Genomic DNA, 13149 nt, shown 5'->3' with positions numbered 1-13149 from the left:
AGAGCAACCAAGGGAGAGAGACATGAAATTCACCGCAATCCTCGCTGCAACCACCATTCTGGCAGGCGCTGCCGCCGCACAGGACGTTGATAAATCCGACTGGCCCAGCAGCTTTACCGTCGGCACAGCCAGCCAAGGCGGCACCTACTTCGCCTATGGCTCCGGCTGGGCGAACCTCGTGGCCAAAGAACTGGGCCTGACAGGCGGCGGCGAAGTCACCGGCGGCCCGATGCAGAACATGGCGCTGGTCCACACCGGCGAGGCGGCCTTCGGCATGACCACGATGGGTCCGGCGGCGGAATCGCTGGCTGGCACCAACCCCATCGCACCCGGTCTGGAAATGACCCAAGCCTGCGCGATGTTCCCGATGTACCAGACACCTTTCTCGGTGACCGCGCTTGCGTCCTCGGGCATCGAAACCGTGGCTGACATTCCGGCGGGTGCCAAGATCGGCTTTGGTCCGGCGGGCTCCACCTCCGACACCTATTTCCCGCGCATGATGGACACGCTGGGCGTCGAGTATGAGCGCCGCAACGGCGGCTGGACCGATCTGGGCGGCCAGTTGCAGGACGGTCTGCTGGACGTGATCGCCTTTGCTGCCGGCGTGCCGGTCCCCGCGGTCAGCCAGCTCGAAGTGCAGACGGATGTGAACATCATCGAGTTCACCGAGGAAGAGCAGGCCAAACTGCTCGAAGAATTCCCGGTATCTCAGTTCGACATCGCATCCAGCACCTACACCACGCTTGAAGCAGATGCGCGCTCGGTTTCCATGTGGAACTTCGCCATCGCCAACTGCGATCTGCCGGAATCCTTCGTGAAAGCGGCTGTGGATGTGGTCATGTCCGACAATGAGCGGATGAAGGGCATTCACAAGGCGGCTGCGTCCTCCCTGCCAGAGAACTGGAAAAAGAACACCGTTCTGAAATGGCACCCCGGCGCGGCGGCATGGTTCAAAGAGAACGCGGATGCCGATATTTCCGATGATATGATCTACGGTAACTAAGCAAACGCCTAGACAAACTTGCATGCCGTCCCTAATCGGGGCGGCATCTTGCCATCATCCCGCCTGATTGCCGGGAAAGGGAGCTTCCATGACAGACCAGCATAGCGCCGACCCTCAAGGCCCGATTGTCGCCGAAGGGGTTGACGACGAACCCGTTGAAAGCAACCGCCGCATATTCACCGGGCGCACCTATCTGGTCGTCGCGGCGATGTCGGCGATCTATGCCTTCTTCCACATGGCCGCATTGAACGGCATGTCGATTGGCGAGCTTACCGGCGTGCGGCTCCCGCTTTTGCCGACTTTCCCGATGGAGACATGGAACTTCCGCATCGTGCACATCGCGGGCGCGCTGATCCTTGGCTTCACCCTCTATTCCGCGCGGGGCTTTGTCGATGAAGGCACCGGGCAGGGCCGCCACCCGCTGGATTTCGTGGCATGGGCTGCGATGATCCCGGCGCTTTATTCGATTTGGACTGCCTTGGGCATCGCCAGCCAGATCAACTCCGGGGTGCAGTGGAACGGCATGAGCCCCGAGTTCAAAAACCTTGAGATTTACCACTACGGCCTGCCGCTGGTGGCCGCGACGGCCATCGGGATCGTCGTCGGTTGGCTGCGGGGCCGTGAGCGGGGGCAGGTTTCGCCTGCGGATCTGTTGCTGTCGGTCTGTGGCATCGCCGTGGCGATCTATCTGATCACCATGTACAGCACCTTGATGCGCAACTCGACGGGCACGCCCTTCGCGCCCATCGGTATCTCCATCGCCGCTGTCGCAGGCACCGCGTTGATCATGGAACTAACGCGCCGCGTGGCGGGGCTGGCACTGATCGTGATCTCAGGCATCTTCCTCATCTACGTCTTTGTGGGGGATATGCTGCCGGGCTTCCTGAATGCGCCCAACATCCAGTGGACGCGGTTCTTTAGCCAAGTTTACACCGATGCGGGCATCTTGGGGCCGACCACGGCGGTCTCTTCGACCTATATCATCCTGTTCATCATCTTCGCGGCCTTCCTTCAGGCGTCGAAAGTGGGCGACTACTTCGTCAATTTCGCCTTTGCCGCTGCGGGACGTTCGCGCGGCGGTCCGGCCAAGGTTGCGATCTTTGCCTCGGGCCTCATGGGCATGATCAACGGCACCTCGGCGGGCAATGTGGTGGCGACAGGCTCGCTGACCATTCCGCTGATGAAGAAAGTCGGCTACCCGGCCCGCACCGCAGGCGCGGTCGAAGCCGCCGCCTCGACCGGTGGGCAGATCATGCCGCCGATCATGGGCGCAGGTGCCTTCATCATGGCCGAGATCACGGGCATTCCTTACACCGACATCGCCGTGGCGGCGATCATCCCGGCGGTGCTTTACTTCGTGTCGATCTACTTCATGGTGGATTTCGAAGCGGCCAAGCTGGGCATGCGCGGGATGCGTTCTGAAGAGCTGCCCAAGCTCAAGGACATGCTGCGCCGGGTGTTCCTGTTCATCCCGATCATCATCCTGATCTATGCGCTGTTCATGGGCTATTCGATCATCCGCGCGGGCACGCTGGCGACGGCGGCGGCGGCGGTTGTCTCGTGGTTCACCCCCTTCCGTATGGGGCTACGCAGCATTGTCAAAGCCTTTGACCTTGCTGGGATCATGTCGATCCAGATCATCGCGGTCTGTGCCTGTGCCGGTATCATCGTGGGTGTCATCAGCCTGACCGGCGTCGGCGCGCGCTTCTCTTCGGTGCTGCTGGGTCTGGCGGAGGCGAGCCAGTTCCTCGCCCTGTTCTTTGCCATGTGTATCGCCATTCTGCTCGGCATGGGCATGCCCACCACGGCGGCCTATGCGGTGGCGGCGTCGGTCGTGGCACCGGGGCTAGTGCAACTAGGCATTCCGCTGCTGACGGCACACTTCTTTGTCTTCTACTTCGCCGTGGTCTCGGCCATCACGCCCCCCGTGGCGCTGGCCAGTTACGCGGCGGCGGGGATTTCGGGCGCCAACCCGATGGAGACTTCGGTGGCGTCGTTCAAGATCGGCATCTCGGCCTTCATCGTGCCGTTCATGTTCTTCTACAACGGCGCGATCCTGATGGACGGCACATGGTTCGAGGTGATCCGCGCAGGCATCACGGCGATCTTTGGGGTCTATCTGCTGTCTTCGGGGATGCAGGGCTGGTTTGCGGGCAGCAGGGCGGCGTGGTTCATCCGGTTGGGTCTGATCCTTGCCGCGCTGTGCATGATCGCGGGCGGTTTGGTGACCGACCTCATCGGCATCGCGGTAGCGGCGTTGATCTTTGCCATCCAGTGGAAGTTCCGCCCCGCGCCCGATGCGCAGATCGCCGTACACGGCAGCGACTGATCCACGCCCCGGCCCTACGGGGCCGGGGTGCCCTCAATTGAGGCAGCGGCCCCTGTTGCATCCGGGCCAAGCGCCGCCTAGGGTCCGCGCGATCCTTCCGGGCGGTTAATATGTTCACTATCTTTCTGGCCATCGCGCCGGTCTTTGCGCTGATCCTCATGGGCTATGGCCTGCGGCGGGGCGGCATCCCCTCAACCAAATTCTGGAACCTGAATGACCGGCTGGTCTATTGGGTGCTGATGCCTGCGCTGTTCTTTGCCAAGATCTCGGCGGCGGACCTCAGCGGGGGCTTGGGCGATTATGCCTTGCTGCTCTATGCCGGGTTCTTTGCGGCGATCTTTTGCGGGTGGCTCTTTGGGCGGGCCTATGCCGCGCCGCAGGCCAGTTCGCTGCTGCAGGGCAGTGCGCGGTTCAACACCTTCATCGGCCTTGCGATTGCCGAAGCCGTCTTTGGCACGGCAGGGCTACAGATCGCGGTGCTGGGCTCGGCGCTGCTGGTGCCGGTGGTGAATGTGACGGTGGTGACGCTGATGACCCGGCAATTGGGCGGGGGCGGGAAATCTATCCTGAAAGGGCTGGTCAAGAACCCGCTGATCCTCGGCATCCTCGCTGGGGTGCTTTTCAACTTCGCGGGCCTGCACGAAGTGCCGGTCTTGCACGAAAGCGCGCGGATTTTGGGCGATGCGGCTCTGCCGATCATGCTGCTCTGTGTTGGGGCCAATCTGCGGCTGCGCGGGCTTTCGGGGTCTGTCTCGGTCATCGGGCTGTCGATTGTGGGCAAACATCTGGTGAACCCGCTGGCGGTGCTGCTGGCGGCGCTGGTGTTGACGCCTGCGCCACTGACCCTGCAAATCGCGCTGATCTTCGCGGCCCTGCCGACCGGGGTGGCAAGCTATACGCTGGCGCGTGAGATGCGGGGCGATGCGCCACTGATGGCGGCCATCATCACCACGCAGACATTACTGAGCTTTTTCACTCTGCCGCTCACGCTCTATCTGGGAAGCCTGATTTCCGCGCCCTAGGCCCGGATCATGTGTGAAACGCGAATGTGATCTGCGCCTGCCGCATGGCCAAGTATTTACAGGTTGACATATTCGGTCCAACTGTCCAATTGCCCTTGACGACAGCCAAGGAGCCCGCATGACCGAACTTGAAAAGACCGTGCTTGACGCTGCGTTGCATGTCTTTTCCCGCTATGGGGTCAAGCGCACCAGCATGGGCGATCTCTGCGAAGAGGCGGGTGTCTCGCGCCAGACGCTCTACAACCGGTTTCGCAACAAAGATGACATCCTGCGCGGGCTGATTGGGCGTTACACCGAATTGGCGTTGCAAGAGATCGCCGAAGAGATGCCCAATGCACCCGATCTGGGGGCACAGCTGGACCTGATCTTTGACCGGATGGCGGTGCGCGGCTATGACACCATGCAGGCGATGCCCAACGCGCAGGATTTCATCGCCGGGGCCAATGCGGTCAGCCAGGAGGCGCTGCAATGTTCCGCAGGGCGTTTCCGTGGCGTTATCGCCGAGGTGTTGCAGCCCCATGAAGCGGCGCTCACCCGGAATGGCCTGACCGTCGAGGCACTTGCCGATTTTATCCAGCGTTCCGCCAAAGCCGCCGGCATGCATGCGCTGGACCGTGACCATTTTCTCGCGCAGCTGCGCACCCTCAAACAACTTAGTCTGACCGCCGCCCTTGGACCCGTGCCGGATGCTATTCATAAGGAAGACTGACCATGGCCAGGTGGCTTGTTAAGACAGTGCGCGGTTCGGGCGCAGGGCGGCTAATGGGATTTGCGCTGACCTTGGCCGGCGGTCTGGCCGCGCCGATGGCCACGGCTGCCGAAATCCCGGTGGTCAAGCTGCAGACGGTCAAAGTCAGCGATGCCGAGATGGAACGCGTGTTCTTCGGCAAGGTGGTTGCACGTGAAACCGTGGACCTTGCCTTTCAGGTCGGCGGCCAGATTGAGCAATTTCCGGTCGAAGAGGGGGCCACGGTCAGCAAGGATTCAATCGTCGCTCGGATGGACCTAGAGCCGTTTGAACTGGCGCTAGAGCAAGCGCAGGCCAATGACGCGCAGGCCCGCCGGACCATGGAACGCTATCAAAAATTAGCGGGGTCTTCGGTGGCCGAGGTCAATCTGCAAGACGCCGAAACCGCCGTGACGGTGAACGATATCGCCGTGCGCAACGCCGAGCGTGATCTTGAGAATGCCACCCTGCACGCGCCTTTCGATGCGATCGTGGCCTCGCGCCTGGTGCCCAACTACTCTACCGTCAGCGCGGGCACGCCGGTGGTGCGTCTGCATGACATGTCCGAGCTTCGGGTCGAAATTGACGTGCCCGAGACCCTGTTCCTCCGCGCGGGGCGCGATCCGAACGTTCGGTTCATGGCCAAATTCCCGGCGAACGCCAATAGCTACCCGATGCAGATCCGCGAATACAACGCCGAGACGGCGGATGTCGGCCAGACCTACAGCATCACCCTTGGCGCGGACTTGCCCGAGGATTTCTTGCCGCTGCCCGGCGCTTCGGTTGAGGTGCGCGCCACGCTGAACATCGGCGGGTCGAGCATCATCGTGCCCGATTCCGCCATCGTGGTGGGCAATGACCGGGGCACCTATGTCATGGTCTTTGACCCCACCGGCGCACGCGAGGGCACGGTCGCCCTCACGGCGGTTGAGATCACCCCCACCGCGCGCGGCGATGTCAAAGTCGAGACGGGCCTTTCGGATGGGCAAGAGATCGTGGTGAGTGGCGCAAGCCAGCTTGAAGACGGCGCCGCCGTGCGCCGCTTCGTCGGCTTCGGAGACTGAGCGCATGGATATCGCACGTCTGTCCATCAACCGCCCCGTCTATACTTGGATCATCATGCTGATCTGTCTTTTGGGTGGCATCTGGGGCTTTGCAACCCTTGGCCGCCTCGAAGACCCGGCCTTTACCATCAAAACCGCCGTGGTCGTGACCCAATACCCCGGTGCCTCTGCCGAGGAGGTGGCGCTAGAGGTTACTGAACCTCTGGAATCTCAAATCCAGAAGATGTCCGAGATCAAGGACATCGAATCCATGAACCAGCCCGGTCTGTCGTGGATCACGGTCAATATGCAGGATACCTTTGACGGGTCTGAATTGCCGGAAATCTGGACCAAACTGCGCAACCGCGTGAACGAGGCCGCGATGCCGAGCGGGGCGACGCAGCCCTATGTGAACGACGGTTTCGGCGACGTTTACGGGCTTTACTACGCCGTCACCGCCGAAGGCTACTCCGATGCCGAGGTGAATGAGCTGTCCACCTATCTGCGGCGCGAATTGCTGCTGGTCGATGGCGTGTCGGATGTGGCGCTCTCGGGCGTGCCTAATGAGGTGATCTATGTCGAGCCGCAGCTTGCGCTGAGCACCACGCTTGGCATCCCACCCACGGCAATCGTCGGCGCGGTATCCAGCGCCAATGAGATCGTCGACGGGGGCGCCATCCAAGACGCGGACGGGCGCACTTTGATCCAGCGGCCCGAAGGCTCTGACAGTGTGTCCGAAATTGCGGCGCTGTCGGTGGGGGTTGGCGGTCAGGTCATCAACCTTGCCGATGTGACCAATATCTACCGCACCCGCGAAGCCGACCCTGATCTGGTGATCCGCCACAATGGGCAGGAGGCCTTTACCGTCGGTGTGGCCGGGATCGCGACCGAGAACATCGTCGACATCGGCAAACGGGTCGACGACAAGCTCGCGCAGTTGCGCGAAACGCTGCCCTTGGGCATCTCGGTTGAATCGATCTACCGTCAGCACACGGTCGTCGAAGAGGCATCGAACGCCTTTTTGCTAAACCTTGCCATGTCCGTTGCCATCGTGGTGGCCGTGCTGGCCGTCTTCATGGGCTGGCGCGCGGCGATCGTGGTGGGCTCCACCTTGTTGCTGACGGTGGTGGGAACGCTCTTTTTCATGGCGCTCGGCGCGATTGAGATGGAGCGTATCTCGCTCGGGGCGTTGATCATCGCGATGGGGATGCTTGTCGACAACGCCATCGTTGTGGCCGAGGGGATGCAAATCTCGATGCAGCAGGGCAAAAGCTCTCGCGATGCGGCGACCGAGGCAGCAAGCAAGACACAGATCCCGCTTCTGGGGGCGACGGTCATCGGGATCATGGCTTTTGCCGGGATCGGGCTAAGCCCCGATGCGACGGGTGAATTCCTGTTCTCCCTCTTTGCCGTTATCGCGATCTCGCTGCTGCTTTCTTGGCTTTTGGCCATCACCGCGACGCCGCTTTTGGGGCATTACTTTTTCAAGCGCGGGGCCGAAGGCGGGGCTGGCGGCTATGACGGGGCGATCTTCAAGGGCTATGCCGCCGTGCTGCGTGCCTCGCTCAAGCTGCGTTGGCTGGTGATCGTGGCGCTGATTGCCGGGACGGCGGTGTGCTATGCCCTTTTTGGACAGATCAAGCAGCAGTTCTTCCCCGACAGCAACACACCGCTGTACTTCGTGCACTACAAACTGCCGCAGGGGTCGTCGATCCACCAGACCTCCAACGATCTGGCCGTGCTTGAAGACTGGCTGGTGGCGCGGGACAATGTTGAGGACGTGACCTCTTACGCAGGGCAGGGGGCGGCGCGTTTCATGCTGACCTATCAGGCCGAAGACCCCAACCCCAGCTACGGGCATCTGATCGTCCGGGTCACCTCGCTTGAGGTGATCCAAGATGAGATGAACGCGCTGGAGGCGTTTGCCGTCGATGCGGTCCCGCAGGGGGAGTTCCGGGCCAAGCGTCTGGCCTTTGGCCCCGGCGGCGGTGCCCCGATCGAGGTGCGTTTCTCGGGTCGCAATCCCGATGTGCTGCGTGATCTGGCCGATGAAGCCATGGCGCGGATGCAGGCGGCATCGGACAATATCATCACCCCGCGGCAGGATTGGCGCGAGCGTGAATTGGTGCTGCGTCCGATCTATGCCGAGGAGCGTGCACAGGACGCAGGGATCTCTCGGACCGAGATCACGGAGACCCTGAAGTTCGCCACCGAAGGCACCAGCGGCGGCACCTTCCGCGAGCGGGATCGTCAGATCCCCATCGTGATCCGCGCCCCGCAGGATGCCGATCTGGCGCTGACCGATCATGTGATCTATGCGCAAAACACCAATGCGCTGATACCCATGGAGCAGGTGATCGACGGTTTCCGGTTCGAGCCGCAGGACACGTTGCTCTACCGCCGCGACCGGGCCGATGTGATCACCGTGGGGGCCGATATCCCGCGCGGTGTCACGGCGGCACAGGTGCAGGCCGAGGTGCAGGAAACCATTGAGGCGATGGAAATCCCCGAAGGCTATGCCATGGAGTGGGGTGGTGAGTTGGAAAGCGCGGGCGAAGCGCAGGCCGCCTTGGGCAAGCAATTGCCTCTCAGCCTCATCATCATGGTGCTGATCTCGGTCCTGCTGTTCAACGCGCTGAAACAGCCGATCATTATCTGGCTCTTGGTGCCGATGGCGGTCAACGGGGTCAGCCTTGCGCTACTCGGGACGGGGCTGCCCTTTACCTTCACCGCGCTTCTGGGGCTGTTGTCGCTCTCGGGGATGTTGATCAAGAATGGCATCGTGCTGGTGGAAGAGATCGACCTTACCCGTGCTGCTGATCCGACCATGGACCTGAAAGAGGCCATCGTGCTTGCATCGACCTCGCGTTTGCGCCCGGTGTTCTTGGCTGCGGCCACAACCATTCTGGGGATGCTGCCGCTTTTGTCGGATGCGTTTTTCCAGTCAATGGCGGCAACGATCATGGGCGGGCTGGCCTTTGCCTCGGTCTTGACCCTGATTGCGGCACCGGTGCTGTACTTCCTCTTTTTCAAGCGCAGCGCCGCGCGTGAGGCGGAGGCCGCCCGCGCCGCCTGATCGGCGCGTGACGGCAAGGCAAAGGGCGCGTTCGGTCACTCCGGGCGCGCCCTTTGTCGTACCCGGGCGGTAAAAATTCCGCGCCGCCCTGCAATCCCGCCTTGGTTTCGCGAAAATGCCAGCTACCTTACCGTTTTCAAACGGCATGTCGCTGTGTCAGGCCATTCTTTCAAGGAGTTCTCGCCCATGGGTCCCCGCATTCTCTCTACCGCTGCCGCTGCTGGTCTTGCCGCCGCGCTGGCCTCTGCCGCCTCGGCGGAAATCACCGTTTCGTCGAAGATCGACACCGAAGGCGGCCTGTTGGGCAATGTCATCGCACTGGCGCTCGAAGACGCAGGGCTGCCGGTTGAGCGGCGTCTGCAGCTGGGCGGCACACAGGTGGTGCGCGAAGCGATCCTGTCGGACCAGATCGACATTTACCCCGAATACACCGGCAACGCGGCCTTCTTCTTTAACGAAGCGGAAAGTGATGTCTGGAAAGACGCGGCCAAGGCCCATGCCCGGGCCAAGGAATTGGACGGCGGTGAGAATAACGTCACTTGGCTCGATTCCGCCCCGGCCAACAACACTTGGGCCATCGCCGTGACCGGCCCGCTGGCCGAGGAAAACAACCTCACCACCATGTCCGATTTCGGCGCATGGGTGGCCGAGGGCGGTGAGGTGAAGCTTGCCGCTTCGACCGAATTCGTGTCCTCCCCTGCCGTGCTGCCCGCGATGCAGGAGACCTACGGCTTTGAGCTGACCCAAGACCAGACCGTCATCCTGTCGGGCGGCGACACGGCAGCGACCATTCAGGCGGCGGCGCGTGGCACGTCCGGCGTCAATGCGGCGATGGTTTATGGCACCGACGGCGGTGTCGGTGCGACCGGCCTTGTGGTGATGGAAGACGACAAGGGCGTGCAGCCGGTCTATGAACCCACCCCCATCGTCCGCGCCGAAGTGCTGGAGGAATACCCCCAAATCGCCGAGGTGCTGAACCCGATTTTCGCCGGGCTCGACATGGCGACACTGCAAAAGCTTAACGGTCGCATTCAGGTCGGCGGGGAGCCAGCGGAGGCCGTGGCCCGCGCTTATCTGACCGAGACCGGGGTGCTGGACTGATCTCCGCCACGCGGACATTGACCGGCCCCGGCGCAGGGTTTTCTGCGCCGGGGCTTTTGTTCGCCGTGCTGGGCGCGGCGGCGCTTTGCGTGCCTTTCATGACCCTCGCCGCCAATCGGATTGTGGCGGGTGAAGGGGTGATGGCATGGGGCGTGGCCTCTCTGCCCGTTGTGCTGCCGGGGCTCGCCGCGATTGCTGCGGGTCTGATCATGGGGCTCCCCGCAGGACGGAACAGCCTGCGTATTGCAGGAGCGGCTTTGGGCGTCGGCGGTCTGCTGTGGCTGCTGACCCAAGGGGCGTCCGGTTTGCTGGCCGAGGCCGGTGACTATGCCCGTGTTTCGCCCTCGGTGGGCTTTTGGTGCCTGCTGGTTGTTTTCATGTTGCTCATGGCCGATGCGCTGGCCGCTATGGCACCGGGGCCGCTGATGCGCGGCGGTGTTTTGGTGGCGGTGCTCGCGGTGCTGGGCGCGATCTTGTGGTCGGGCGCGCTGTCTGACCTGTCGGTGATGCAGGAATACGCCAGCCGGGCGGATGCTTTCGGGCGGGAATTCTTGCGTCATCTCGGGCTGGCCTTCGGCTCGCTTGCCGCCGCAGCGGTAATTGGCTTCCCGCTTGGGGTGCTCTGCCACCGCCTTGCCAGTCTGCGCGGTGCCACTTTGCCGGTGCTGAGCTTTTTGCAAACCATCCCTTCGCTTGCCATGTTCGGCTTGATGATCCCGATCCTCGGCTGGGTTGGGGCGAACTTGCCCGGCGCGCGGGCGCTTGGCATTGCGGGCATCGGCTTTGCGCCCGCCTTTCTCGCACTGGTGCTTTATTCGTTGCTGCCCGTGGTCGGCAACACGGTGGCGGGGCTCGCATCCGCCCCGCCTGCGGCGCTTGAGGCCGCGCGGGGCATGGGGATGACGCCCCTTCAGCGTCTGTTGCGGGTAGAGTTGCCGCTGGGCTTGCCGATCATCCTGACCGGGCTGCGCATTGTATTGGTGCAGAACATCGGGCTGGCGGTCATCGCCGGGCTGATCGGCGGCGGCGGGTTCGGCACGTTCGTCTTCCAAGGGCTGAACCAGACCGCGACCGACCTGATCCTGCTGGGTGCTTTGCCGACCGTGGTGCTGGCGCTTACGGCAGCTATCGTGATGGACATATTGGTCGAACTGACCCGCAAGACCCCAAAGGACAGCACATGATCGAGATCGACCGCATTACCAAGACCTATGGCGATATCCGGGCGGTGGATTCCGTGTCGATGACGGTTGAGACGGGAACCATCACGGTGATCGTCGGCACCTCTGGGTCAGGGAAAACGACGCTTTTGCGGATGATCAACCGGCTAGAGGAGCCGACCTCGGGGGAGGTGCGGATCAACGGCGACTCCACCCTTTCGGTCAAGCCACATATCCTGCGGCGGCGGATTGGCTATGCCATCCAAGGGCACGGGCTGTTTCCGCATCACACCGTGGGGCGCAATATCGGCGCGGTGCCGCAACTGCTAGGCTGGCCGCGCGACAAGATCGCGGCGCGGGTGGATGAACTGCTCGCGCTATTCTCGATGGACCCTGCGCAATTCCGCGACCGCTATCCGGCGGAATTGTCGGGAGGGCAGCAACAGCGTGTCGGCGTGGCGCGGGCCTTGGCCTCGCGGCCTGATCTGCTGTTGATGGACGAACCCTTTGGCGCGTTGGACCCGATCATCCGCACCCGCGCGCAAGAAGACCTGCGGCACATCCAGCAGCGGCTTGGCTCGACCATCATGCTGGTGACCCACGACATGGAAGAGGCGATCCGGCTGGGTGATCGGGTGGCGGTGATGGACGGGGGGCATCTGGTGCAGCACGGCACACCGGCTGAAATCATCGCGAAACCCGCGACCGATTTCGTGGCGGATATGGTCGGCGATGTGGAGCGGCCCCTGCGGCTTCTCTCGCTGATCCCCGCCGCCGAGTTGGTGGAAGAGGGCAGCGCCGAAGGCGAAGTGCTGTCCGCCGACGCCAGCCTACGCGACGCGCTCTCGGCCTGCCTATGGACGGGGCGCCCAGCGGTGCCGGTGGCGAAAGACGGGGTGCCGATGGGTCGGGTGACCCTCGACGCAATCCGCGCCCGGGCCGGGCAGCACGCATGAGGATCAGCTGGTTCCTGCGGCCGCTTCTGGTGGCGGTATTGCTGGCCTTGGTCCTGCGGCCTGAGTGGTTCACGCCGCTGCTTGCGCCTTTGGCCCCGGCCAATGGTCCGGTGATCTACACGCGCGCCTCTCTTTTGTCGCTCTCGCTGAGCCATCTGGCGCTGGTCGCGATGGCCTCGGCTGCGGCGACGGTGGTGGCAGTGACGCTGGCGATCCTTGTGACCCGGCCTGCGGGCGCGGCGTTCCGCCCGCTGTCACGCACCATCACCAACATGGGGCAGACCTTTCCGCCCGTCGCGGTTCTGGCGCTGGCCGTGCCCGCCTTGGGCTTTGGCGCCGGGCCAACGCTGGTGGCGCTCTTTCTTTATGGGCTTCTGCCGATTTTTGAGAACGCGGTGACGGGGCTGACCAATCTGCCGCCCGCAACGATGGAGGCCGCGCGCGGCATCGGGCTGAGCCGTTGGCAACGGCTGTGGAGGGTGGAACTGCCGCTTGCCCTGCCGGTGACGCTGACGGGCATCCGGCTGTCGGTGGTCATCGCACTTGGCACGGCGACCATCGGCTCGACCGTGGCGGCGCGGACCTTGGGTGAGGTGATCATCGCGGGGCTTTTGACCAATAACACCGCCTTCGTGGTGCAGGGCGGGCTGGCGGTGGGGCTGTTTGCGGTGCAGATCTATGACGCCATGGTGCAGCTTGAAACGCGGCTGGCGCGGCGCATGGGCGGCTGAG

10 protein-coding genes are annotated in these 13149 nt (G+C 63.1%); all 10 read left to right on the top strand.

What is annotated here, in order from left to right; translation table 11 throughout:
• Nucleotides 1–22 precede the first annotated feature (22 nt).
• On the top strand, nt 23–1003 hold the full coding sequence (locus T8A63_RS14345) for a TAXI family TRAP transporter solute-binding subunit (RefSeq protein ID WP_322344190.1): 981 nt from the start codon (nt 23–25) through the stop codon (nt 1001–1003).
• An 88-nt stretch (nt 1004–1091) separates the two neighbouring features.
• Entirely contained in the window at nt 1092–3332 is a 2241-nt protein-coding gene (locus tag T8A63_RS14340; RefSeq protein ID WP_322344189.1) for a TRAP transporter permease, read from the top strand.
• Between the two features lie 110 nt (nt 3333–3442).
• A complete protein-coding gene (locus tag T8A63_RS14335; RefSeq protein ID WP_322344188.1) occupies nt 3443–4354 on the top strand; it encodes an AEC family transporter in 912 nt (303 codons plus the stop codon).
• 118 nt (nt 4355–4472) lie between these two features.
• The gene (locus T8A63_RS14330; RefSeq protein WP_067935700.1) at nt 4473–5063 is read left to right on the top strand and encodes a TetR/AcrR family transcriptional regulator; all 591 of its coding nucleotides are present in this window, start codon (nt 4473–4475) and stop codon (nt 5061–5063) included.
• A 2-nt stretch (nt 5064–5065) separates the two neighbouring features.
• Entirely contained in the window at nt 5066–6145 is a 1080-nt protein-coding gene (locus T8A63_RS14325) for an efflux RND transporter periplasmic adaptor subunit (protein WP_082849459.1), read from the top strand.
• Nucleotides 6146–6149: 4 nt separating this feature from the next.
• Nucleotides 6150–9200: an efflux RND transporter permease subunit gene (locus tag T8A63_RS14320; RefSeq protein ID WP_322344187.1), complete on the top strand. Its 3051-nt coding sequence runs from the start codon at nt 6150–6152 to the stop codon at nt 9198–9200.
• 186 nt (nt 9201–9386) lie between these two features.
• Nucleotides 9387–10301, top strand: coding sequence for an ABC transporter substrate-binding protein (locus T8A63_RS14315; protein WP_322344186.1), 915 nt, complete (start codon nt 9387–9389; stop codon nt 10299–10301).
• A gap of 17 nt (nt 10302–10318) precedes the next feature.
• On the top strand, nt 10319–11485 hold the full coding sequence (locus tag T8A63_RS14310; RefSeq protein WP_322344185.1) for an ABC transporter permease: 1167 nt from the start codon (nt 10319–10321) through the stop codon (nt 11483–11485).
• The gene (locus T8A63_RS14305) at nt 11482–12417 is read left to right on the top strand and encodes an ABC transporter ATP-binding protein (RefSeq protein WP_322344184.1); all 936 of its coding nucleotides are present in this window, start codon (nt 11482–11484) and stop codon (nt 12415–12417) included. Before T8A63_RS14310 ends, T8A63_RS14305 begins: the two co-directional genes overlap by 4 nt.
• Nucleotides 12414–13148 (top strand): ABC transporter permease, encoded by a 735-nt coding sequence (locus T8A63_RS14300; protein WP_322344183.1) that lies wholly within the window; start codon nt 12414–12416, stop codon nt 13146–13148. Before T8A63_RS14305 ends, T8A63_RS14300 begins: the two co-directional genes overlap by 4 nt.
• Nucleotide 13149 lies beyond the last annotated feature (1 nt).

The sequence above is a fragment of the Sulfitobacter sp. OXR-159 genome (assembly GCF_034377145.1).
GTDB lineage: Bacteria > Pseudomonadota > Alphaproteobacteria > Rhodobacterales > Rhodobacteraceae > Sulfitobacter.
This window is presented reverse-complemented; position numbering and strand designations above follow the sequence as displayed.

Coding starts and splice junctions, on each gene's coding strand:
- T8A63_RS14345 (WP_322344190.1), top strand. CDS start 23: ATGAAATTCACCGCAATCCTCGCTGCAACCACCATTCTGGCAGGCGCT.
- T8A63_RS14320 (WP_322344187.1), top strand. CDS start 6,150: ATGGATATCGCACGTCTGTCCATCAACCGCCCCGTCTATACTTGGATC.
- T8A63_RS14315 (WP_322344186.1), top strand. CDS start 9,387: ATGGGTCCCCGCATTCTCTCTACCGCTGCCGCTGCTGGTCTTGCCGCC.
- T8A63_RS14300 (WP_322344183.1), top strand. CDS start 12,414: ATGAGGATCAGCTGGTTCCTGCGGCCGCTTCTGGTGGCGGTATTGCTG.
- T8A63_RS14305 (WP_322344184.1), top strand. CDS start 11,482: ATGATCGAGATCGACCGCATTACCAAGACCTATGGCGATATCCGGGCG.
- T8A63_RS14330 (WP_067935700.1), top strand. CDS start 4,473: ATGACCGAACTTGAAAAGACCGTGCTTGACGCTGCGTTGCATGTCTTT.
- T8A63_RS14340 (WP_322344189.1), top strand. CDS start 1,092: ATGACAGACCAGCATAGCGCCGACCCTCAAGGCCCGATTGTCGCCGAA.
- T8A63_RS14325 (WP_082849459.1), top strand. CDS start 5,066: ATGGCCAGGTGGCTTGTTAAGACAGTGCGCGGTTCGGGCGCAGGGCGG.
- T8A63_RS14335 (WP_322344188.1), top strand. CDS start 3,443: ATGTTCACTATCTTTCTGGCCATCGCGCCGGTCTTTGCGCTGATCCTC.